General features: G+C 61.2%; 14 protein-coding genes. 9 read left to right on the top strand and 5 right to left on the bottom strand.

The window, feature by feature from the left end:
* The first annotated feature begins 1 nt into the window (after position 1).
* The 9 genes from A6U86_RS09015 (at position 2) to A6U86_RS09050 (ending at position 20844) form a co-directional block, all read left to right on the top strand.
* Complete coding sequence (locus A6U86_RS09015; protein ID WP_068389704.1) at positions 2-1228, top strand: AGE family epimerase/isomerase; 1227 nt, start codon at positions 2-4, stop codon at positions 1226-1228.
* Between the two features lie 4 nt (positions 1229-1232).
* Positions 1233-2300 (top strand): ABC transporter ATP-binding protein, encoded by a 1068-nt coding sequence (locus A6U86_RS09020; protein ID WP_068389357.1) that lies wholly within the window; start codon positions 1233-1235, stop codon positions 2298-2300.
* A 41-nt stretch (positions 2301-2341) separates the two neighbouring features.
* Positions 2342-3805 (top strand): mannitol dehydrogenase family protein, encoded by a 1464-nt coding sequence (locus A6U86_RS09025; RefSeq protein ID WP_068389359.1) that lies wholly within the window; start codon positions 2342-2344, stop codon positions 3803-3805.
* 4 nt (positions 3806-3809) lie between these two features.
* Positions 3810-4988, top strand: a complete 1179-nt coding sequence (gene uxuA, locus A6U86_RS09030; protein WP_068389363.1) for a mannonate dehydratase — start codon at positions 3810-3812, stop codon at positions 4986-4988.
* 2 nt (positions 4989-4990) lie between these two features.
* Positions 4991-5992 carry a Gfo/Idh/MocA family protein gene (locus A6U86_RS09035; RefSeq protein WP_068389366.1) on the top strand — a complete coding sequence of 334 codons (1002 nt, stop codon included), beginning with the start codon at positions 4991-4993 and terminating at the stop codon, positions 5990-5992.
* A 389-nt stretch (positions 5993-6381) separates the two neighbouring features.
* On the top strand, positions 6382-6552 hold the full coding sequence (locus A6U86_RS35425; protein ID WP_158008739.1) for a hypothetical protein: 171 nt from the start codon (positions 6382-6384) through the stop codon (positions 6550-6552).
* A 298-nt stretch (positions 6553-6850) separates the two neighbouring features.
* Complete coding sequence (locus A6U86_RS09040; protein ID WP_068389370.1) at positions 6851-12496, top strand: lysozyme inhibitor LprI family protein; 5646 nt, start codon at positions 6851-6853, stop codon at positions 12494-12496.
* Between the two features lie 7 nt (positions 12497-12503).
* Positions 12504-18503 (top strand): MG2 domain-containing protein, encoded by a 6000-nt coding sequence (locus tag A6U86_RS09045; protein ID WP_068389372.1) that lies wholly within the window; start codon positions 12504-12506, stop codon positions 18501-18503.
* 49 nt (positions 18504-18552) lie between these two features.
* Positions 18553-20844, top strand: a complete 2292-nt coding sequence (locus tag A6U86_RS09050; RefSeq protein WP_068389375.1) for a transglycosylase domain-containing protein — start codon at positions 18553-18555, stop codon at positions 20842-20844.
* A gap of 64 nt (positions 20845-20908) precedes the next feature.
* On the opposite strand, the gene A6U86_RS09055 is transcribed toward A6U86_RS09050, so the two are convergent.
* The 5 genes from A6U86_RS09055 to A6U86_RS09075 all read right to left on the bottom strand — a co-directional run bounded on the left by A6U86_RS09055 (position 20909) and on the right by A6U86_RS09075 (position 25157).
* The gene (locus A6U86_RS09055; RefSeq protein ID WP_068389378.1) at positions 20909-21988 is read right to left on the bottom strand and encodes an ABC transporter ATP-binding protein; all 1080 of its coding nucleotides are present in this window, start codon (positions 21986-21988) and stop codon (positions 20909-20911) included.
* A complete protein-coding gene (locus A6U86_RS09060) occupies positions 21985-22785 on the bottom strand; it encodes an ABC transporter permease (protein ID WP_068389707.1) in 801 nt (266 codons plus the stop codon). The genes A6U86_RS09055 and A6U86_RS09060 overlap by 4 nt, the downstream gene beginning before the upstream one ends.
* Before the next feature lies 1 nt (position 22786).
* On the bottom strand, positions 22787-23659 hold the full coding sequence (locus A6U86_RS09065; protein ID WP_068389381.1) for an ABC transporter permease: 873 nt from the start codon (positions 23657-23659) through the stop codon (positions 22787-22789).
* Between the two features lie 117 nt (positions 23660-23776).
* Positions 23777-24787: a polyamine ABC transporter substrate-binding protein gene (locus A6U86_RS09070; RefSeq protein WP_068389383.1), complete on the bottom strand. Its 1011-nt coding sequence runs from the start codon at positions 24785-24787 to the stop codon at positions 23777-23779.
* Positions 24788-24842: 55 nt separating this feature from the next.
* The gene (locus A6U86_RS09075) at positions 24843-25157 is read right to left on the bottom strand and encodes an NIPSNAP family protein (RefSeq protein WP_068389386.1); all 315 of its coding nucleotides are present in this window, start codon (positions 25155-25157) and stop codon (positions 24843-24845) included.
* Positions 25158-25160: the final 3 nt, after the last annotated feature.

Raw genomic sequence — 25160 nt, forward strand, 5'->3', positions numbered from 1 at the left:
GATGCAATTCCTCGAAGAGGCGCGCAGGACCTACGTGGCGGCCAATGCCGGCACGCTCTACTGGATGCTCCAGCGGCCGACGCTTGGCGGCGGGTTCCTCAACACCAAGCAGAACAGCCTGACGCTGCAGGATTATGGTAGCGAGGATGGCGTCCGCGGCCCGGATTTCACCTACGGGTGGATACAGGGTCGCGGGTTGGAGGCGCTGGTTGGCCACGCGGAGTTCTTCGAACGGGAATTGCCGCCGCTTGCCGAAAAGCTGGATGCTGTTGGTCGCCAACTCTATGGCCTTCTGGCGGCCCTGCAGAAGCCAGATGAACACGCTTATTTTTGCTATGATCGCGATATGACACCAGTCTATGCGGATGCTGCTGGCAACATCCATCTTCAGCAGAAGCCGCAGCTGATCTATTCCTACTCGGATGCTTTCGTCGCCAAGGGGCTTGTTGCTGCCGCCAGCCGTTATTGCCCGCCTGCTCTCGCCGACCATTTGGCCTATCTCGACCGGGTCGTTGCATCGATCGAGATCGGCCGCTTCCAGATGGATGAGCGCCGGCCGCTCTCGCTCGACAGCATTGCCGAGCAGGCAGAGGATTTCGGCCCGCGCATGATCCTGCTCGCCGCCGCCGGCATGCTGAAACGCTTCGGCCACACGGCGCATCTTGTCTATGCCCACCGTTTCATCTCCCATGTCATCAACCGGCATTTAGATGCGCTAACCGGCCTGCTGCGCAATGTGCCGGGCGAAGATAGTTGCAATGCCGGCCACGGCATCGAATTCGTTGGTTTTGCGCTTGACTACCTCGATGCCGAAGCCGATCCGGCGCTGATCGAGGCGCTGGAGCGCATTCTCATCTCCTCTTTCGACAAGGGCTTCGTTGGCCCGGGTATCGCAACAACGATTTCTGTCGCCTCAGGTGAGCCGCAAAGTCCTTATTGCCCCTGGTGGTCACTGCCGGAAGTGATCCGCGCCGCAGCACTTGTTCACCAACGCACCGGCAGCGCGGCAAGCCTGCGCATATGGGAGACGGCGCATGCGGCTTTCTTCGAAAATTACTGGCGTGGCACGCCGCCGATTGCCTACCAGACCATGACGAAGGAAGGGCCGGTGGATTTCGTGCCGGCCACCCCCGACCTCGATCCCGGCTATCACACCGGCCTCAGCCTGCTCGCAGCCATTCGCGTCGCCGACCATCTGATCCCGCACAATCAACCAATCTCAGGATAAATCCATGGCTTCCGTTGAAATCCAGAACGTCCGCAAGGCCTATGGCGCACACGAGACCATCAAGGGCGTTTCGGTCGAGGTGCCCGACGGTGCCTTTGTCGTGCTTGTCGGCCCATCGGGTTGCGGCAAGTCCACGCTGCTTCGCATGCTCGCCGGGCTTGAGGAGATCAGCGGCGGCACGATCCGCATCGACGGCCGTGTCATCAACGATGTCGAGCCGAAGAACCGTGACATTGCCATGGTGTTCCAGAACTATGCGCTTTATCCACATATGACGATCGCCGAGAACATGGGTTTCTCGCTGAAGCTGGCGAAAAAGTCCAAGCAGGAGATCGCCTCGCGCGTCACCGATGCCGCACGCATTCTCGGCCTTTCCGATTACCTGACGCGCTATCCGAAGCAGCTTTCCGGCGGCCAGCGCCAGCGTGTCGCCATGGGCCGTGCCATCGTCCGAAACCCCAAGGTCTTTCTCTTCGATGAACCACTATCCAACCTGGATGCGAAGCTGCGCGTGCAGATGCGTGCCGAATTGAAGGATATCCACGCTCGCATCAAGACGACAACCGTCTATGTGACCCACGACCAGATCGAGGCCATGACCATGGCAGATCGTATCGTTGTCATGCGCGATGGCATCGTGGAACAGGTCGGGGCTCCCCTCGACCTCTATGACAAGCCGGCCAATACTTTTGTTGCCAGCTTCATTGGCTCACCCTCCATGAATTTTCTCTCGGCGAAGGTCACAGATGATCGCACGTCCGTCGTGACCGAAAATGGCGTTCGCCTGCCTCTTGCCGGTGCCGCGGCTGCCGCGCCCGGTACAGCTGTAACCTACGGCATCCGGCCGGAACATCTGGCGATCTCGACCGATAGCGACGGCATCGCAATGATGGTCTCCAATGTCGAGCCGACAGGATCCGAAACTTTCATTCAGGGTACGGTCGACGGACAAAAGCTGTCGGCGCAGCTGCATGAGCGCATGTCCACCAGGGTCGGCGATGTCTTGCATCTGAAGCTGCAACCGGCAAACAGTCATCTTTTCGATGCCGGTAGCGGTATGCGCTTCGCCTGATCGGCGGCGCAATCAGGCAGCATAGAGGACCGGGAGGATAGATGGGCACGCGCCTTGCAGACGATACAATCGGCCGGCTTCCGGCAAAAGTCAGTCAACCAGGCCTCGACAGAAGCACCTTGACGCCCGGCATCGTACATCTGGGCGTCGGCGCATTTCATCGCGCCCATCAGGCAATGTATGTCGATCAATGCTTGTCCGCCGGGCAGAGGGACTGGGGCATCATCGCGGCCTCCTTGCGCAGTCCGCAGACACGCGATGCGCTTCAGCCTCAAGACGGCCTTTACACGCTTGCCGTACGGGAGGGAGCAGAGGAACGTCTGCATGTGGTCGGCTCGATCCTTGACCTCCTCGTTGCACCGGAAAATCCGGCGGCCCTGATTGCGGCCATGGTTGATCCGGCGATCCGCATCATCTCGCTGACGGTGACGGAAAAGGCCTATCTGCGCAATGCCGACGGCCATCTCGATCTGAATGATCCGGACATTCGCAACGATCTGTCCGATCCGGAAAATCCCCGCACGATTTACGGATTCATCGTCGAGGCGCTGGTGCGACGGCGGGCAGCCGGAGATGCGCCTTTCACGGTCCTCAGCTGCGACAATCTCCCCGCCAACGGCAAGACCTTGCATCGCCTGCTGACTGAATTCGCAGGGCAACGTTCCCGTGAACTCGCGGAATTCGTGGCTCGGGAAGTCTCCTGCCCGTCCACCATGGTCGATCGGATCGTGCCAGCGACGATGGAGCAGGATAGAGCGCGTATTGCAGATGCAATCGGCATGACGGATGCGTGGCCTGTTGTCACCGAACCCTTTAGCGATTGGGTGATCGAGGATCGTTTCCCGCAAGGCAGGCCCGAATGGGAGCGGTTCGGAGTCACCATGGTCGAAGATGTCGCACCGTTCGAAATCAGAAAGCTGCGGCTGCTGAACGGTGCGCACTCCGCCATTGCCTATATCGGACAATTGCTTGGCCTCAAGACCGTCTCCGACGCCATGGCCGCCACCGATGTCAGGCAGTTCATCGATGGATTGTGGAGGGAGCTGATACCCACTCTTCCGCAAGACAAGGGACTTGAACCTCAGCTCTACACCGCGAAACTCACCGCGCGGTTCTCGAATACGGCCCTGAACCATCTGACGGCGCAGATCGCCAATGACGGCTCGCAGAAGCTGCCGCAGCGGATCATCGAAGCCGCTTGCGAGCGGTTGTCGGCCGGAGCGTCCGCTGAATATCTGTCGTTCGTTGTTGCCGCCTGGATCGCCGCTCTTCAGGCGCGCTCAACAGAGTATGCTTTTTCCGATCCGCTCGACTCGCAATTGGCGAAGATCGATTTCGATGCATCCGATCACACACAAACGGTCGAGGTCATCTTCGACACGACAGGCTTTGCGAAGGCCGCGCAAGAGCGGTCAAAGCTCATTCAGCTCGTTGCCAACCAGCTGAAAACGATCCAAACAATAGGCCCGAAACAGGCCCTCCAGAAACTGACAGGCAAGGCTTAGATAGATGAAACAGACATGGCGTTGGTTCGGACCGGACGACTCGGTCAAGCTCTCTCACGTCAAGCAGGCAGGCGCCACCGGCATCGTCACGGCGCTTCATCAGCTGAATGATGGCCGCGCGTGGCCTGAGGAGGAAATCCTCAAGCGCAAGGCAATGATCGAGGCGGCCGGTCTGACCTGGTCGGTGGTCGAGAGCATCATCGTGCACGAGGATGTCAAGACACGGACCGGGCGTTATCGCGAGCTGATCGACAACTACAAGGCGTCGATCCGGGCGGTCGCCAAGGCGGGCATCCAGACGGTGTGCTACAATTTCATGGCGATCACGGACTGGACCAGAACCGATCTTGACTATGAAATGCCGCATGGCGGGACCGCTCTGCGTTTCGATGTCATCGAATTCTGCGCCTATGATGTGTTCATCCTCCGGCGTCCCGGGGCGGAGGCCGATCATCCGGCTGACCGCATCGAGAAGGCACAGGCCCGCTTGAAGGCGATGAGCGAAAGCGATCTTGCCAGACTGGAGCGCAACCTGATCGAATGGGTTCCGGCCCGTGAATTTGTTTATGACCGCGACAGCCTCAACCGGATGCTGGATGTCTATGGCGAGCTGTCCACCGAAGGCTTTCGGCAGAATCTGTTTGAGTTTCTGGCGGAGATCATGCCGGTTGCCGAGGAAGCCGGCGTCAGGATGGCGATCCATCCGGACGATCCACCCTTCCCGCTGTTCGGGCTGCCGCGCGTGATGTGCATGGCCTCCGACGTGCGGGCCTTGCTGTCCACCATTCGCTCACCGTCGAACGGCATTACCCTGTGCACCGGCTCCTACGGCGCCAATCCCGCAAACGATCTGGTCGCCATGGCAAAGGAATTTGCCTCCGACATTCATTTCGCGCATTTGCGCAACGTCACCAAGGAAGGCGACGGCTCCTTCCATGAGGCCCAGCACCTGGACGGCGATACCGACATGATCGGCGTGGTCAACGCGCTGATGGCCGAGGAACGCCGGCGCCGGGCCGATGGCCGGAAGGATTGGGAAATCCCGATGCGGCCGGACCACGGCCATGCGATCGTCGATGATATCGGCAAGCAGGTGAACCCCGGCTATTCCTGCATCGGTCGGCTCAAGGGTCTTGCCGAACTGCGTGGGGTCATGCGCACCATCGATGCATTGAGAGGGTAGAGATGACACGGCTGCGGGTAGCGATGGTGGGACTGGGCATGGCGGCGGGACATCATGCCCGCAGCCTGATCGATCTCGCCGATCAGGTCGAGGTGGTCGGCGTCTACAGCCCGACGGAAACACGCCGCCTCGCCTTCGCCGCTCAGCATGGCTTTCCAGCCATGAGTGATCTCGAAGAGATATTCGATCGCAATTTCGCCGATGCAGTTCTCATCCTGACGCCGCCCAACACACATCTCGAACTTGTCGAGAAGGCCGCAATGGCCGGCCAGCACATCTTGCTGGAAAAGCCGCTGGACATATCGTTGGATCGTGCAAAGGCGATCGTTTCGGTTGCGAACAAGGCCGGTGTGCTTTTGTCGGTCGTATTGCAGAACCGTTTCCGGTCATCATTCACCGCACTTCAGGATATGCTGCGAACCGAACAGCTGGGTACCATTCTCGAAGCGTCGCTGAGTGTCCGCAACTGGCGCCCGCAGCAATATTATGACCAGCCCGGCAGAGGCACGTTGGCGCGCGACGGCGGCGGCGTCCTGCTGACGCAGGGCATCCATGCGATCGATCTTCTTCTCGGTCTGGCAGGCGTGCCGGCCAAGGTGTCGGCTTTCGCGCGCACCACACCCATTCACCGGATGGAAACCGAGGATCTGGTGAATGCGGTATTCTCCTTCGAGAACGGTGCGACCGGAACACTGAACGCCACGACCTGCGCTTACCCCGGCTATCCGGAGAGGATCGAGCTGATCTGCACGAAGGGCACGGCATTCCTGACGGGCGACAGCTTGCAGGCGACCATGCATGATGGCCGCACGGTCAGCGCCGGCGCCAACATGGCCTCCGGTTTCGGAAGCGACCCCATGGCCTTCGGTCACGAGCTTCATCGGGAGCTCATCGCGAATTTTGTCGGTGCCATCACCAGGGGAGGGCGGCTGATCGTTACCGGTGACGACGCCCTGCGGGCTCATGCGTTCATCGACAAAATGCTAGGATCCACTCCGGCATAACGACAGCCGGTCACTGGATCCTATCCGGCGAGCGCCAAGGGCGCGAATTTTCGATCTCCGCGCGCGCAGTGATGGACATCGACATGTGGCGCGATCATTGGCCGGGACAGACCGCCTGATGTCTCCACGTAACCTCCACATATCGCCGATCAGGCCGCAACACTTTGCGTGTCTTATCCACCATGGCACTTCCTCCAGAACCCATGGGACAAGCGCGCATACATGAGAAGGCTATGACCTCAAACAAACTGCTTCCGCTTCATTTTCAACGAGATACGTCGATGTCTATCAAGAGGACACACCGTCACCCTGCGGCACGATCCTTGCGGCCGCCACAGCATCAATTCTGGCCGGAAAGCCCTCCACCTTCAGCCGGAAGAGGGCGGCGAGTGTTCAAGTTTGTGATGCTGGCGCTACTGGCTGTGATGCTGCTGGCAGCGCTCATGCTGCTTGCCGGAATCGGGGCGCTGACAGGAAACTGGATCAAGCTCGCCATTCCGCTGATCACTCTCGTCGCGACCGTGATTGCAGTGGTGTTCGCTCTGGGCGAACAATTGTGAGCGGCGTGTTCGCGCCGCCGGTGGCGTCGAAAGTCACAATCGGTAAGTCTTTGGTGACGTTTGGCCTGACAGGCCTCTTCTAGATAGGCCGATCACCCTCTCGCGGCTATCTTACGAGAATGTCAAGGAACAGGCTCCAGGTCACCGGAACCTGGAGCCTGCAAGTGGTGGTTCTGCATCTGGGAGGATCTGCTTTGCGGAGGGCGCCTCGATTTCCGGGGCTGTCAGGTAGCTCTTGTCTTGCGCCAAGATAGCTCATATTGAGTAGCGGACCGGCTGCTTAAGAAACGAGTTACCTATGGCTTTCGCCCCTCGCCTGCTCGCCTTTGTTGCCCTCGGTTTCGGTCTTTTTCCCGCGATCTGCCAAGCGCAATCCTTTGATTGCGGCAAGGCGCAGACTGCTATCGAAAAGGCGATTTGTGCCTCTCCGGCCCTGATTTCTCAGGATACGACCCTGGCAGCTTCCTATCGGCAGGCGCTGGTCGATCTTGCTGGCGACCCGGCAAAGCTCAGCGATCTGCGGCAGCAACAGCGCCGCTGGCTGGCAGACCGGAACAAATCCTGTGTCCAGCCGGACTCAATCGGCTTGTCGAAATGCCTCACGACGTCCTATCAGACGCGACTTGCGGCCCTCAAGGCAGCAGCCTCTTCGCCAGACAGCAATACTTCCGCATCTTCCGCCCCGCCTGTCAAACCTGCAGCGTCAACCGTAGTCGAAACGCAGGCGCCTGTGACGCAAGAGCCGGCTGCACCGCCGGCCGTCGTCGCATCTCAACCCGCGCCCGCCAAAGCCTTGCCGCCACCCGTGGCGCAGCCGCATCTGGCCTTGGAGCAACTGCCTGCCGGTCAGGACGGCAGCACCCTGCTGACTGTCGATACCCCCGGCCATATCACCATCCGCACCCAGAGCAGCACGGGGGCAGCACTCCAATTGGTGGACATGATCGCAGGCCCGGGCGACCGAATGGGGGCGCCTGGTGTCAGCGACGGCCGTATCGATGCGCTGCTCGACAAGGGCACCTACAAGATCCGCGTGTTCGGGGCAAAGGGAGCCACCGGGACTGTAAAGCTAACGGCACAGGCCTATCAGGAGCTTGAAAGTCCCGATGCTGCCTTGACCACCAAAGGGGTCGATGGCGAGCTGAGCGATCTCCAGCAAAGATCCTATTGGATCGACATTCCCGATTCCGGACGCGTTGACATCGAGGCGGTCGGGCGCTCGCTTCAGGATCTGCGTTTGTGGCGAAACGGCACCGATATTGCCGACCTCTCGCCGAGGCTGTCGATCTTCGAGCTGAAGCCGGGCGTCCCCATGACACGGGCCACGCTGGCCGGTGCAGTCGAACCGGGCCGCTATCTGGTAACGGCCTATGGCGGCCAGAAGCTTGTCTGGACCAACTCGGACGCCGCCGAGCCATTTCACATCCGCGCCGGCACGCAAATGTCCTTGGCCGCGGGGATTGCCGAAGGCGTGATCGGGCCTTTCGGTTCGGTCCGTTTCGAGGCGCCTGCGGATTTAGATACCTTTCGCCTCGAATTGCCGCAATCCGCACCGGCGGTGCTTCGCGCCGGCCGTATTTCCAGCGCGGCAACCGCGTTTCAAAGTGCCTCGATCGTTAAATCAAGCCGAGAGCCGGTCGCCACGCTTGCGCTTTCGGCAAACGGCCAAGCCGGCATTGTCGAAGTGTCGGGGTATGAGGGCCAGCGCTTTCAGGTTCGGGGACTGCGGTTCAGCAATCAGGCGCAATTCGATGGCTCCGTGCCCAATCTCATCAGTCTCGATGTTGCCGGCGAAGGTGGTGACGAGATCCCCGCTACGGCTCTGCTGCTGCGTCAGGATAGCAGTGGCAAGGCCACCATCGTTGCGTCCGACACGCCGCATTTGAGCCCCGGCCAGGCCTGGCATCGGCGCTTCAATCTGCGCGGACCGACCTCGCTTCTGTTCGAGATGACACAGGCGGGCCAGATCGCGATCAAAACCTCGGGCGTTGCTCTCCACGCCGATATCAGCCCGGTACTGGTCGGCAATGTGCCGCGCGCCGATGGTCGCATCCCCGATCGTTTCGATTTGGACGCCGGCTATTATCTGCTGCGCCTCATGCCCGACAACAATGCGGTTGGCATCGTCGACCTCGCCTTTGGCACGCCGGGTGTCGTGCCGCCGATCCAGCCTGCGGCACCGGCGCGCACCAGCATTTCATTTGGTATCCGGGACGCCGAGCAGGCGACGAGCTACGAGATCATCACCAATGTTGCCCCCGGACTGCTGACCGGGCCACGCGCCGTCGCGCTGCCTGCCGATCTGCAGGCACGGCCATTGGCTCTTTGGCAGCCCACCGATGCTTCGGCGCAGCCGCAGCCCGCACAAGGCCAGCCGATGTCCAATGTGCCGGCACCCGTTCCGCAGGCTCAAAAGGCTGCCGCCGATGATGCGAATGCATTGTCACGGCCCGCATCGCCGGCGGATTTGCGCATCGACGTGCATGTGCCGCGCGGCGGGACGATCACCGCATTTGACATCCATAATGTGCCTGTCGCTTTTGCTGCCAGCAATGAGCGCGCTGATGCAACGGGTCGAACCTTGAGCCTGCGCTTCCCGGCACCTTCGGCTCCCCGGGTCATTGGCGTCAGCTGGCAGCCCGATGCGACTGCAGCGAAACGGAGCGCGCCGGCTGCCCCCGCGGCACCCTTGATTGCCGGCCAACGGCAATTTCTCGATCTCGCCGAGGATATGCAGAAATCCTATCGCCTGGATGTTGCTGAAGGCGGACTTTACCGCATCGAAACCCTCGGCCGTCTTCAGACATCATTGAGCCTTGGCACGTCGTTCCTGCCGAAACTCGGACAAGCGTCTGATAATGGCGATGGGCACAATGCGCTGATGCAGACCTATCTGCGCGCCGGAACCTATCAGGTTGCCGTGTCAGCGCAGAATTCCTCCGGTCATCTCGGTCTCAGCGTTATGCCGGCTTCGCTGCTGACGGCCGCAACGCTGGTTTCCGATGGCACCAGCCGCGGAAGCCTGTCAGGTGGTCGTGGCGCCGTCGTGCCGATCGAAATAGCGAATGCGGGATCCTATCAACTTGATCTTTATTCTCTTGGCGGCGATCTCACAGCCCGTCTGGAGGATTCCGAGGGATGGCCGCTGACTGCGCCCGGGCCGCTCTCCACGCTGAGTCAGGATTTCACCCCCGGTCACTATCGTCTGGTGATCCTGCCTCGCGATGTCGACACTCGTTTTGTCGCCCGGCTGAGGCCGCTCATCGACCCACCGCAGCTGCAGGGCCATGGACCGCATCCATTGGCCTTCAACGAGGCTCAGGCATTTCAATGGCGCGAGCCTCAGAGCAAAAGCGATCCACGCGTTCCCGATAGCTGGACTTTCGACCTTTTCGCCGACGCCGACGTCAGCATCGACCTCACCGAAGGCATGATCGGCACCTTGTTCCGTGACGACAAGGACCAGATCGCCCGGTTTGTCGCCTCTCCCCCGTTTAACGGAGTGCTGAAGGCAGGCCATTATCGGATCGATCTCGTGAGCCTCGCCCATGATGACCGGCTGGACTATCAGATTACCCTGAACACGAAGGCTGTGCAGCCTGGCGAGGCGCGCTTCGTCAATCTCCCGGCCGAGCTTTCATTCAATGTCGACAAGGACCACGTGGTCAGTCTCGGCACATTCGGCCGCAGCGAAATCAAAGGCGTATTGAAGGACGGCCATGGTGCCGTGATCGAACGGCTTGCCGGCCGCAGCGATGATTGGAACATCGCGCTGTCGAGCCGACTGCCGGCCGGATCCTATACGCTGTCCCTTGATGCTGCCGCAACATCCGGCACGGCCAACGGCCAGCAGACCGAGAGTTCGGACAGTCAAGAAACCGATTCAGCCGATGGCGACCAGCAGTCTGACGGCGACGATCAGGCCAGTGCCGGGGATATAGAGGTTCAGTTTGCCTTGCCGCAGGAAGTGTTGCAGCCGGCGCTTGGCCCCAACGGCACGGCCGACGTCACAGGCGCCTCCGTCTTCGCCTTCCCTCTGCCAGCCGGCGTGAAGGATCAACTTGCGCTCGTTGCGGCGCAATCCACCAGCGAGCTGGTTCTCTCACTGGAAAAGCGCGGTACTGATGGCATTTGGAAGTCACAAGCCTTTGCCCGAGGCCGTACGCCGGTCATCGCCTGGCCCGTCTCTGACGGAGAAGCGCAATGGCGCGCCTCGGTCTGGACACTCGACGGCGGGGCTGCACCCATCAAGATCGCCACGCGCGGCATTATCAGTGCCATTCGGGAGCCCGGCGATATTGCCCTGGAGCCCGTAACCATCGATGGCCTTGGTCTCTCGCTGAACGTTGCGCTTGTGCACGCACCATCGGCAGGCCTTGTCGAGCTCGATACCGCCACGGATCTGCTTGCCGGAGCAAGTGGTGATCGACCGCTCGCGACAGTAACATCGGGACTTTTTGCCCCGCAAACGGATCGACTGTGGCTGGTCGCTCGCCAAGACGGCCATGTGCAGGTTAGCCCTGCCGAACCCAATAGCGAGATCGCGCTGACGCTCGCGCCCGGTGACCAGGCGGTTATTCCGGCGACAGCGCCATTGCCGGGCAAAGTCCGGTTGTGGCGTGCGGATTCGGCCTTCGGGCAGCCAGGCCTCAATGCCGGGCGTGGCATGGGCGTCAGCCTCAACAGCGCGGTTGCGCTGGCCGATCATCAGGATTTGCATATCGGAAACGCCGGCAGCGATGAGAGTCTGCAGATGCGGCTTCGGCCTGTCGATGCCGCTGAACTCGAGGCAGTGGCATCGACAGGCAGCTACACCACGACCATACCGGCCCTCAGCGCGCGGCCGGTGAAGCTGGTAGCGGGGGCAAAGCGGCTGACGCTTGACCTGGCACCCGGCATCGCCGTCGTCTCCGCCCCTTCGGCCTCGCAGTTGTTGAATGTGTGGTCCGGCGCGGCGCCTCTTTCACGCAATGTCGCAGCGTCGGCGGAGGAGATCTGGCTCGTCAACCTGACCGATGCCGCCGCATCGGCACGCGTCGGCCTGTCACCGGGACAGGTGATTACGCTGGGTATCGATCAGATCAGGCGTCGGTTCTTCGGCACCGTCGGATCGGAAGAGATCGCGGTCGACGCCCAAAACGGCGATGTCCTGAATGTCTCCGGCGGCGCTGCCACCTTCATCGGGGCTGACGGTCGGGTCTTGCGCGGCAATAGCATTTCTCTATCCGGTCGCGGCCAGCTGATCCTCGACCATGGCGCCGGGTTGGCTGCGCTCTGGCTGGAGCGTGGCGGCAAATCGCCCTGGCCCAAGCCGGAGCCAAAGTCCGTTACCCTGCCGCAAAGCGTGACGCTTGAGGGTGAGGCCATGGCCTTCCGCCTCGATCCGGCCCAACCGATGGTGCTGGACGTCAGCAGCGATGCGCCTGTCATCGTCAGCCTGGAACAGAATGGCCACCGGGACCTGCAACTATTCCCGACTGGAGCCGAATTCCACCGCTATGTTGCGGCGGGCGAGGCAGTGCTGACGCTCTATTCCACCCATGAGGGGCCTTTGTCGGGCAACCTGGATCTGACGGCAACGCCTGTGGTTCCGGTCAGCGATGGCATCGGTGCACCTGTGGTGCTTGCACCAGGCACGACGGCCTTGTTCGGCTTCGAAGTCAAGAACAGCGGCAATATCGGTGCCGGCTTGCGCTCCGATCCGGATCTTGCCATTGGCCGCCTGCTGGATGCCAAGGGCCAATTGCTTGGTGAGGGCGTCAACCAGCTCAAGAAGCTTGATGCCGGCTATTATCTTTTGGAAGCGCGGGCGCCGGCCGACGCGCCGACTCTGGTCGTCAGGCCGACGGTGGTGGGCCTGACGCCACCACCCGCGGGTCCGCCGCCTGAAATTATCAATGATTATCTGCAGCGTGCCGGCTTGAAGCCCACGGGATCGAAGTGAGAGACCAATGAAAAAGATTGTATTTCTCTTTGCCCTTGCTCTCGCCTCTTCAGCGCTGATCTCAAGCGGCTCTGCCCAGCAGGGCGCTCCGTCGCCGACATTGGACGTTCTGCAACGCGCCGATGGCGTCAAGATCGTGCCGGAGAAGTTCCTGCGCGCCTATGATCCCGTGACGATTTTCTTTCCTGCAGATACGGGGCCGGCAACCGGCGGCCCCGAGGATTCCCCGGAGCGTTTTGTGACGATGGAACCGGCCGTTGCCGGCGCCTGGCAATGGCTCGGCCCGCGCGCCCTGCAATTCCGACCCGCCGACAAATGGCAACCGCTGGCCCGCGTCAAGGTGAAGATGCTGGGCCATGACAAGGACGCTGGCGGTCAGACGGAACTGATATCGCTGCTGCCGGTGCCGGTCTCCACGGTTCCGGCTTCAGGCGACGATCCTGTCAATGAACTCGACCAGATCACGCTGACCTTCGCCGAGCCCGTCGATGTTGCGGCGCTCACGCGGCTTCTCTCGATCGAGTTGCGCCCGGCGCCGGGGATCGGCGATGAAGGCGGGTTGATGCTGGGCGCGAAGGATTTCGACATCCAGCCGCTCGAGCGCAACAGCCGCAGCGACCAGCAATCCTATGTGGTGAAGCTGCACACCAGCGTCCCCGATGGTCGCGTCGTGCTTGTGCGGCTGAAACTGGCCGATACGCAGGATTTCAGCGATCAGATCTTTGAATTGCGCGCGCGCACCGCCGTGCCCTTCACCATGACCAATTCCGATTGCGGGCGCGGCTTCGACGCGGCCACGACGGATGGCATCATGCGCTGCACGTCCAACTCGACCGCCGGCTACTCCGGCGGCGCAGTCGATGACAACGGCAATCCGGTCGAGGATGCCGATGCAGGGACGCCAGCTTCTTCGTCGAGCCAGGGCCGTAGTCTGCTTTTCCGGTTCTCCGGCAACCCGTTGGCAGGAGAGCAATTGTCGGTCCGTGATGCGTTGCGCATTACTCCGCCTGTTGACGACCTGACGGCGGAAGCAAGCAGCGGACGTCTCTATGTCCATGGCCGCTTTCTCACGGACAAGGTCTACACGCTCAATGTTGCCGCAGGTGCCCTGAAGGATGATCGGGGAAGACCGCTGGCGACCGGTTTCAGCCAGAAATTCGCCTTTTCGCCGGAGCAGTCCTCACTCGTCTGGGACGCGTCGCAGGGCGTTGTCGAGCGCTTTGGTCCGCAGCTCGTGCCGGTGCGCGGACGTGGCTACGATCGGGCCGATGTGCGCATCCACGCGATCGACCCGCTATCGCGCGATTTCTGGCCGTTCCCACAAGCGGGACTGGATACGAAGGATGATGACGCACCGCCTCTGCCCGGCAAGGAGCCGCAGAAATGGGCGACCAGCGACGACATCTCGGCCGATGCCATCGGAGCGAGGGTAAAGGCACTGGGATCACCCGCCATTTCCCAATTCGTGGATCTCCCCATTCACAAGGGCGGCGTAGACACCAAGTTCGGTCTGGATCTGAAGCCCCTATTTGCCAAGATTGCCGGCGCCGACCAACCCGGCACCTACCTTATCGGCTTGCGCGCGGTGGACAACCAGACCCGCCATTGGCTGCGAGTGCAAGTCACTGACCTGACTTTGAGCGCGGTGGAAGAACAGGACCGGGTGCGCTTTGCGGTCACATCGCTCGGCACCGGCAGTCCGATTAGCGGTGCGCAGATACAACTGGATGGTTTACGGGACGGGAAATACGTAACGCTCGCGACCGGGACGACGGATGCACAGGGCTTCTTTTCCTGGGAGCTCAAGCAACGCGCCGAGGCGAAGATTCGTCGCGTCATCGTGACGAAGGGGCTGGATACTCTCGTGATCGACCCCGATCATGCCCCGGCGCAATATGCCCAGAGTAACTGGACGAAACCGGCGGCTTCGTGGCTGGATTGGACCACCAATCCTGATGAGGATCGTGCCGAGCAGGCGCGTACTCTCTGCCACGTCTTTACCGAGCGGCCGATCTACCGCCCGGAAGAGCCCGTGCATATCAAGGGATATGTCCGCAGCTACCTCGGGGGCCATCTGACGCTGCCGAAACAGGGCCGCCAGATCGTGATCACCGGCCCAGACAAGCAGGAATGGCGCGTGCCGGTGAAGCTGGACGCATCGGGCAGTTTCTATCACAAATTCGACGCCGAAACGCCGGCAACCGGCGATTACAAGGTGCACTTCGAGCCGGGCGACGTGGCTAAGGCGGCGGACCAGACGGCGCCGGAGCAGAAGTCCGGCAATGACGACGAGAACGTCGACGGCCAGACGAGTGACGGTAATACGGATGACGGCAAGGCAGATGATGCCCAGTCCGACACCACCCAGCCGGCAGATGCCGATGGCAACGCGGCCGCCAGCGATGATGCCAGCGATACGGCCGATAACACAGTCCAATGCGGCAGCATCTCCTTCAAGAAGGAGGCCTATCGCCTGCCGACATTCGAAGTCGTGCTCAATAACCCGCAGACCGTACCGCTCGACTCCTCCTTCAATGTCGATCTGATCGCGCGCTATTTTGCCGGCGGCCTGCTGGCGGACCGCCCGATCCGTTGGCGCGCCGTGCAGTATCCCTATAATTGGACGCCGCCTGGCCATGACGGCTTCCTGTTTTCAACGGATTCGCGCTACTCCGGCGGTGACGAGTTCAAGTCTTCGCCCGCGCTCGAGCGCGATGGCAGCACGGATGCCGGTGGCGCCTCGCGCATCAGCTTCGACACGACGATCGAGCCCACAGCACAACCGCGCCGCTACATGATCGAGGCGACCGTTACCGGCGACGACGATCTGCAGGTTCGCAGCATCACCAATGTCTATGCAGTCCCGCCTTTCGTGCTTGGCCTGAAGGTGCCGCGCTACGTGGCAAAGCCCGGTGCAATCGAACCGCAGATCCTGGCTGTCGATGGCAATGGCGATGCCGTCGCTGGGCTCGAGATGACGGCGCGCCTGATCCATCGCAACTGGACATCGACCCTGCAGGCAAGCGACTTCAGCCAGGGTTCGGCGAAATACGTCACCCAGGAGATGGACGAAACCGTGCTGGAGCGAAAGATTACCAGCACGAAGGATATTCAGACCCTTGCGCTCAATGCAACGGACGCCGGCGTCTACATCATCCAGCTTGAGGCCACCGACAAGATCGGTCGTCGCCAGCAAGTGAGCGTGGACTTCTTCGTGGGCGGCAACACGCCGGTCACCTGGTCGCAGGCGCCTGCGCGCACCGCTATCGTGACCACCGACAAGGACAGCTACATCCCCGGTGAAACGGCCAATCTTCTGATCCAATCCCCCTTCCAGGCAGCCCGCGCTCTTGCTGTTATCGAGGAGCCGGAGGGTAAGTTCCGCTATGATTGGGTCGATATCACCGATGGCTACGGTCATTATGCGGTGACGGTCCGCAAGGAATATATGCCTGAGGTCCCTGTGCATTTCCTCATCATGCGCGGGCGGCTGGAGACGAGCACTCCCTCGCCGAACGCACCCTTCGACCAGGGCAAACCCGTGACGATCGCTGCCACGAAGACGGTGACGGTCAAGCCGGTGAAGAACACCGTCACCGTTTCCATGGATTATCCGAAGAAGGCCCGCCCAGGTGACGAGGTGGAGGTGACGCTGCATCTGGCCGATGACCTGGGTCATCCGATCGCGGGTAATGCCACCTTCTGGATGATTGACCAGGCCGTTCTGTCGCTTGCAACCGAGCAGCCGCTAGATCCACTGCCGAATTTCATCGTCAAGCGGCAATCCACCATGGCTCTGCGCGATACTCGCAACATGGCCTTCGGCATCATTCCTCTCGACGAGGTGCCCGGAGGCGATGAGCGCGAGGATTGGGGCACGGACAATAATATTTCCGTCCGCAAGAATTTCACGCCAGTCCCGATCTATCTTCCCGACGTGAAGATTGGCCCGGATGGCACTGCCAAGATCAAGGTGAAGCTGCCGGACTCGCTCACCGTCTTCAAGCTGCGCGCCAAGGCCGTCAGCGGCCCGGATCGCTTTGGCTATGGCACCGGCGAAATGCTGATCCGGCAGGAAATCGTGGCTCAGCCCGCCCTTCCCCGCTTCCTGCGGTCCGGAGACCAGTTCGAGGCGGGCGTCATAGCCCGCGTGGTCGAGGGCGGTGGCGGTGGCGGTGTCGCCGCCATCGCATCCGATGGCCTGACGCTGCAGGGCAGCAAGGATGTTTCTTTCACGTGGGAACAGAACAAGCCGGCTCACATCGGCGTTCTCGCCTCGGTGCCCGAGCCAAAGCCCGGTAAGGAGGATGTGCGACTGCGTTTTGGCGTCGAGCGGCAGGCAGACCATGCTCGCGACAACGTGGAAATCACGCTGCCGGTGAAGCCGGACCGAATCCCGACCAGGCACTACGAGATCGTCGAAATCCCGGCGGGCGGCTCGAAAATACTGTCGGTGCCACAGGAGGATGTTCGTCCCGGATCGTTCCAGCGCGTCATGACTCTGACGTCCGACCCAGCCTTGGCGAAACTGGTTGCCGGGCTCAACGTGCTGGTGGAATCGCCCTATGGTTCCACCGAGCAGCGGATATCGCTGGCCTCCTCCGGCGTCGCCTTCAAGAGCTTCACACCCATCCTGGAGGCAGCGAAGCTGGACAAGCGCATAGATGGCGACGTCCACAACACCGTGCTGGCGATCGGCCAGGCAGTCGATTCCGACGGTCTCGTCGGCTTCTGGCCGCACAGCAAGGGGAATGTCTCGTTGACGGCCTGGGCCTATTCCTTCCTGGTGGCGGCGGACAAGGCAGGCGAGCCCACCGACAAGGCTTTGACGGATCGTCTTGCGAGCGTGCTGAAACTGTCGCTTCGCTCGGATTATCCGCATCTCATTACCGGCGACGAGATCCGCGAACGGGTCGAGGCCCTGACGGCTCTGGCCGAAGGCGGCAAGCTCGATCCGGCCTATACGGCCGAACTGGCCCGTTCGGCGGCCTTGATGCCGAATGTCAGCGTTGCCCGGATGACCGCCGCAGCGGCTGGCGCGCCGGATGCCGACCCGCGTCTGGTTGGTGGCCTGGCCGATGCGATGTGGTCGCGCGTCCGCATCCTCTCCCGAAATGGCGAGCTGGTCTATAATGGTCAGGCGCAGGATGGCGGTAACCCCATCATCCTGCCTTCGGAAGTCCGCAGCCTGGCCGAGATGGTGCGCGCGGCGGCTTTGACCTCCGAGACGGATCCGCGTTATCCCGCTTTGAAAAATGCCTTGCTGCAATTGGGTGAAGGCGACGGATGGGGCTCGACAAACGCCACTTCGGCGGCGATCCGAGCCCTGGCAACGGCGTGGCAGAGGCCAACGACGCCCCTGCCGTTGACCCTCACTCAGAATGGCGTCGTTCAAGCTCGTACACTGGACGCGAATGCGCCTGTGTTGCGGGAGGTCACGTTGGATCCGGGCAGCGTCACCATCAACAATATGGGGACGACATCCGCTCTGGCGCTGGTAGAAACCAGCTATCTCCCCGCTGAAGCTGGCTATAAGGCGCAGGCGCAGAGCCAGGGTTTTGCCCTCACACGCACGCTCTATCGCGTCGCTGCCGGCGATGCGCCGCTGGAGAAGCTGACCCCCGATGCAAACGGCACGATTGCCTTGAAGGTGGGCGATGTATTGGAGGAGCGGGTCGAGCTGGTCGTCTCCGAAGATCGCACCCATGTGGCTCTCACCATGCCGCTTGCAGCGGGACTGGATCCTCTCAATCCCAATATCGCCACGGCTCCGGCCGAAGCGACGCCTGCGGCAACCTCAACCCTGCCCTCTGACTGGGTTTCCTATGGGGACGATCAGGTATTCTCCGCCTCCGACAGGCTGGCGAAGGGCAATTATATCTTTGCCTATCGTATGCGCGCCCTGATCCCCGGCTCCTATACGCAGCCACAAGCGTTAGCGGAGACCATGTACCAAAAGGGCGTGCAGGGAACGAGTGCCGCGGTGCAGATCGTGGTGGCAAAATAAGCCATCACGATACGGACGAATATCAGGCAAGGAGCTGGCCGGCCGGGCTATGACACTATTGAGAAGCCGTCGATCAAAGCTCGTTCTTTTTTTCTCGCTGGTGCTCGTAGCCGGCGCATTGATCTATGGATATCTCATCAATCAGCGTGCACAGCTGATTGCGCCTGCACCGACACCGATACTTTATGACCGTAGCGGTGCTTTCCTTGCGCAGATTGGCCACAGCGATGACGCCAGCGGGCGTGTCGATTACGGCTATTGGCCATTGGAGCAACTGCCTGATCGCTTCGTCAAGGCGACATTGGCCCTCGAAGACAGGCGCTTCTTCGAACATGCCGGCGTTGACCCCTATGCCGTCGGCCGGGCGGCCTGGCAGAATCTCGGCGCTGCCAGACACCGCTCCGGCGCTTCGACGATTGCCATGCAGGTGGCGCGCATGCAGCAGCCGGAATCGCGCAGCTTCGTGCACAAGATCCTGGAGGCCGGCACCGGTATCCTGTTGACCCTGCGCTACGGCCGGGAGGCCGTGCTGGCGCAATATTTGCGGCTGGCGCCCTATGGAAACGGCAGTCACGGCATTGCCCATGCGGCGCGGTTGTATTTCGACAAGCCGGTGGCGGATCTGTCCTGGGCGGAAATTGCCTTGTTGTCGGCGATCCCGCAATCGCCGACGCGGATGAACCCGCTGCGCCCGCAGGGCCTGCGCCGGGCCATTCAGCGCGGCCACCAGATGCTGGACGTCCTGCTGAAGCAGAATGTCATTAATGCCGACGAGGCCGAGATTGCGCATCGTCAGCTTGATAATGTGCAAATGCCCAACCTGCCCCGCCGCCCGGATGCGCTGCACCTGATATTGCGCTATCACGATCTTATCGAAAGCGGCCAGATATCTCCCGCCTCGGCTAGCATGCCGCTCATCCACACGACGATCGATCTCGGTCTCCAGGCCGATGTGACAGCACTTGCGCGGCAACATCTCGATCACTGGCGCTCCGCGGGCGCGCAGCAGGTCGGCGTCATGGTGGTGTCGCGCCAGACGGGCGAGGTTCTGGCCCAAGTGGGATCGCGCAGTTATTACGGTCGTCATGCCGGTGCGTTCGACTATACCCGGACACAACGCTCACCGGGCTCGACCTTGAAACCCTTCATCTATGCGCTGGCGTTCGAACGCGGCCTGCTGAAGCCGACGGACATGTTGCTGGATCTGCAAGAGGGCGCCTCCGGCATTGGCGATGCCGACCGCGAATTCCTCGGGCCGATGCTGCCGCGCCAGGCGCTTGCCAATTCCCGCAATGTGCCCGCCACCAACCTGCTGCGCACGATCGGTCTCGAGACGACCTTCCGCTTCTTGCGCGATCTCGGCCTGCATGATCTGGAAACCCCGGCCGATTATTTCGGCCTGTCGATGGCCATCGGTTCTCTGCCGACGCGCCTGGACAGGTTGATGCGAGCCTATGGCGCGCTTGCCAATGATGGGCAGTTGCAGGATCTGCGCTGGGCGCGTGAGCAGCCGCAGCCGCAATCCGTGCGGATCATGTCTCTCGATACAGCACGGCTCGTGACATCCTTCCTGTCCGATCCCCAGGCCAGATTGCCGAGTTTCCATCGCTATGGTTCGCTGGAATATCCCTTTCCCGTCGCCATCAAGACCGGCACCTCGCAGGGCTATCGGGATGCCTGGGCCATGGCCTATTCGGAGAAAGTGATCGTCGGTGTCTGGGTCGGGCGCGGCGATAACGGCACCATGAACCGGATGACCGGCGCCGGGACTGCCGCGCGTCTCGTGCACGACATCATCGATCGGGTCCATGGCAACAAGCCCGGAGACATCGCCGATGCGCGTTTTCCAACGCCACCGGACCGCAAGCCGGTCGATGTTTGCGTCGTCAATGGACAGGCGAACGACAACACCTGCAGCCAGACGCTGGTCGAATGGTTGAAGCCGGATGAAATGCCGAAGACGGCAGCCATGCAACCTCGTCCGGATGGCAATCTCAAGCCTTTGCCCATCAGCGCTGTGGCAGGGAGAATCAAGGGCTATTCACCCGCCAATGCCGACGCTTCCAGTCCACAGATCCATCTTGCCATTTCGACGCCTGCGCGCAACAGCCAGATCTGGCGTAATCCCGAGCAGCCGGCCGTGTTCAACCGGCTGGCCCTGAAGGCCGATGTTCAGCCGCATGTGCCGCAGATCGTCTGGTATGTCGACGGCGAGCCCTTCGCAATCACTGATCCGGACAAGCCCGTTTTCTGGCCTATCCAGAGCGGCGCACATCGCTTCCAGATCCGTTTGCCCTATCGCGACGAAACCTCGGCTGTCGTTCCGGTCTATGTGCAATGAGAATGCTGCGGTCTAGCGGCCGGCACTTTCAATCTTCTTTCCATGCACTTTCGCCGGGATTGCTTCAGCAGAACACATGGGCAGCATCCGGATCGAATTCCAGGTGGACACGATCGCCACGGCTGAGGCCTGAAATTGCCTCGTGGCCGAAGGGCAGACGCACGGACAAGGTCTCGCCGGCGCTGATCAACGTTGAGACATGGACGTTGTTGCCGAGGAAGGTAATGTCGCCGACGGTGGCGCTGAGGCTATTTTCCGCTCCTGCCTTGCGGCCGAGCCGGATGCGTTCTGGACGCAGCATCAACGCGGCCTTGCCGCCGGCGGCAGCCCGGCCATGAACCGGAATGCGCTCGAAGACCGCCTGCTCTCCAAGCGAGATCGTCGCCTGCCCATTATCGGATGACAGCAGGCGGCAGGAGATGAAATCGCTGTCGCCGATGAATTCGGCGACGAAGCGGGTGCGTGGATTGGCGTAGAGTTCCGGCCCGGTGCCGATTTGATCGATAACGCCTTTCGAGAAGACAGCGATGCGATCTGAAAGCCGCAATGCCTCCTCCTGATCGTGGGTGACGTAGAGGATCGTTACCTCGGTCTGCTGATGGATCCGCTTTATTTCGTGCTGGATCTCCTCGCGAAGCTTCTTGTCGAGCGCCGATAGCGGCTCGTCCATCAAAAGCACCGGCGGATCGTAAGCGAGTGCCCTGGCAAGCGCGACGCGTTGCTGCTGGCCGCCGGACATCTGGGCGGGCTTGCGATCCTCGAAGCCTTCGAGGCGGACAAGACGGAGCATCTCCTTGACCCGGCTATCAACGTCCGCCTTTGACTTGCGCCGTACCCTCAACGGAAAGGCAATGTTTTCTCCCACGGTCAGATGCGGGAACAGCGTGTAGCGCTGGAACACCATGCCGATATTGCGCTTGTGCGATGGCGTCGACAGCAAGGTTTCGCCGTTCAGCAGGATGTCGCCCCTGGTCGGATTCTCGAAGCCGGCCAATATGTAGAGCGTCGTGCTCTTGCCCGAGCCGGAGGGGCCGAGGAAGGTCATGAACTCGCCGCGCCGCACATCGAGATTGACGTCGTGCACGGCGACCACGGGGCCATATTCCTTGCGGATGCCTTTTATTTTCAGAAAGGATTCACTCATGATTTCAGAACCTTGCGTACGATCGCGGCCAGCGCCATCAAAGTGACCGTCAACAGAATGAGAAGTGTGGAGGCGGCGGCGACGACCGGGGTGAGATCCTGCCGCAGCGTCGTCCAGACTTTGACCGGTAGTGTCTGCAGCGTTGGGCTTGCCATGAAGATCGCCACGACCACCTCGTCCCAGGACGTCAAGAACGAGAAGACCGCGGCGGAGAAGAGCCCGTGGCTTATGGCGGGCAATGTGACCCTGATCTTTGCCTCGAGCGGCGAAGCGCCGCAGAGCACAGCCGCATCCTCGATGGACTTGTCAAAACCCTCGAGCGCGCTGGAGATCGACAGGATCGAGAAAGGCAGTGCCAGGACGAGGTGAGAGAGAACGAAGCCGACCAGGGTACCGCCAAGGCCAATGCGCAGGAAGAAGGCATAGAGCGCAACGGCAAAGACTACGACCGGAAGGATCATCGGCGTCAGGAACAGGGCCTTCAGCGCATCGCGAAACAGGAACTTGCCGCGCACGATGCCGAATGAGGTCACCAGTCCCAGCAACACCGAAAGCACCGTGACGAGCACCGCAATCCTGAAGCTCGTCCAGGCCGATTCCAGCCATTGCGGATCGGACAGGAGTTCGCCGTACCAGCGCAGCGTCCAGCCCGGCGGCGGGAAGATCAGCCATTGCGACGAGCCGAATGACAGCGCCGCGATGAAGAGGATCGGCATCAGCAAGAAGGCGGCCGTAAGAACGGTGATAGTGAGAAGAACATACTTCCACCAGCCGAGCTGGCTGAAATTGAGCAGCATCTCAGCGCCCTCCCGCATTCTGCGTGCCGAACAGCCGCAATTGGACTGCGTAGAGCGATAGCGTAACGACGAGCAGGACAAAGGCCGCGGCACCGCCCATCCCCCAGTTGACGAGGGATTGCACGAACTGGGCGATCAGCTCGGCCAGCATCATGTTCGCCGTGCCGCCAAGCAGCGACGGAGTGACATAGTAGCCGAGCGACATGACGAAAACCATCAAGGCGCCCGCCATCATGCCGGGAGCGGCGAGCGGAAGCAGGACGCGGGTGAGGCACTGCCAACGGCTTGCGCCGCAAAGAGCGGCTGCCTGCAGCACCGCCGGATCGATCTTCCTGATGACGCCATAGAGCGGCAGGATGATGAAGGGCAGCATGATATAGGTCATGCCGATGGTGACGCCGGTGAGATTGTTGACGAGCGCGAGCGGCTTGTCGATCAGGCCCATGCCAAGAAGCATTTTGTTGATCAGGCCGGTCCGCTGCAGCAAGACCATCCAGGCATAGGTCCTTGCAAGCAGATTGGTCCACATCGACAGAAGCAGGATCGCGAATATGACCGAAGCCAGTCTCGAAGGCATGATCGCCAGCGTCCAGGCAACCGGGAAGCCGATCAGCAGCGATATCACAGTGACCAGGCCGGAGACGATGAAGGTATTGGCGAAGATTTTCACATAGGTCTCGGAGCCCAGCAGCTCGACATAATTGCCAAGTCCGAACGTCGGTTCCATCACGCTGCGCAGCAGGAGCGCTATGACTGGAAAGACGAAAAAGATCGCGACGAAGATCAGCGCCGGTATCACCTGCCCAAACCCGGTGGGCCTCGCCGCTTTGCGAGTCGGCGCAGCTTCATCCGCAACGTCAATATATGTCGACATGGCAATTCTTTCCCACCGTGAGCTTAGCCTGACAACCTTGGCCACCAGACTGGCCCGCACCTCGCATTGCCGCACCGCGAACGTCGGTCCGCGGTGCTTTTGTCAGCTTCCTGGGGCTTATTGGGCCTGCCAGGCGTACCACTTCTTGCCGATGGCATCGCGGTTTTCGGCCCAGTAATTCATATCGGCGTTGACCTGGCCGGCCGTCTGTTGGTCCGGCAGGGTTTTTGCCGTTTCCGGATCCATCAGCTTGGCCGAACCGAGATTGATTGGGGCGTATCCCGTCGCTTTCGCCATATCGGCCTGCGCCTGCGCCGATGTTGCAAGCGCGATGAACTTCATCGCCGTCTCCAGGTTCGGAGCGCCCTTGGGGATGACGAGGGAATCGGCTGCGGTGATGTTCTGGCTCCACGACGTCTCGGTTTTGACGCCGCTATTGGCAAGCGCGGTCATGCGACCGTTCCAGAGACTGCCGAACGGCGCTTCGGCCGATGCCAGAAGCTGCTGCGATTGCGCGCCGCTCGACCACCAGACGATATCCGATTTGATCGTGTCGAGTTTCTTGAAGGCGCGATCGAGGTCGAGCGGATAGAGCTTGTCTGCGGGGACACCGTCCGCCAGCAAGGCGGCTTCAATCACGCCCGGTGCTGACCACTTGTAGAAGGTGCGCTTGCCCGGAAATTTCTTCGTGTCGAAGAGGTCGGCCCATGTCTTCGGGCAGGCACTGACCGCATCCGCATTACAGCCGATCACGAAGGAATAGTAGAAGCTGCCGACCGAGTAATCGCTGACGAAACGTGGATCGAGCTTGGACTTGTCGATGACGGAAAAGTCCAGCTTTTCCAGAAGCCCGTTCTTGCCGGCCTGAGCCGCGTAATCGCCTTCGACGTCGACCACATCCCAGCTCACGCGGGCAGCCTCCACCATGGCTTTCAGCTTGCCGTAATCCGTCGGTCCGTCCTGCATGACGCCGATGCCGGTCTTTTCGGTAAACTGGTTGGCCCAGGCAACCTTCTGGGCATCCTGCGTTGTTCCTCCCCAGCTCGTGAAGACCATGGTATCGGCCTTCGCAGGCAAGCAGGCGGCCATCATTGCGGCAAAGGCCGCGAGTGCAATTCTTGCTTTCATGTTCCCTTTGTCCTTGTTTTTTGGTCTTTCAGTCGTGCCTTATGCGTCCGTTCGCTCATCCCATGGGAGAAAAGCTAGCCGGCTTCATAATCTTGTTTTCCGCCACTTCGATCAGATCGCGAATCCTGGGCAGGAAAGCCTGCCACTCAGGGTCGGCAGCCAAACGCTGGCGCCGCGCTTCACGATCGTCGAGGCTCACATAGGACCAGATATGGACGATCTCGTTGATCGTTCCGATCTCCGAATAGTAATAGCCGACCAGATTGCCGAGATGCGCCTTCTGGATGGCAATCCCTTCCTCCTCGACAACCCTGAGATATTGCGGGATCGCGCCGTTCTTCAGCCGGTAGGTGCGGATTTCGTAGAACATCGG

Source organism: Rhizobium sp. AC27/96, from assembly GCF_001692325.1.
Classification (GTDB): Bacteria; Pseudomonadota; Alphaproteobacteria; order Rhizobiales; family Rhizobiaceae; genus Rhizobium.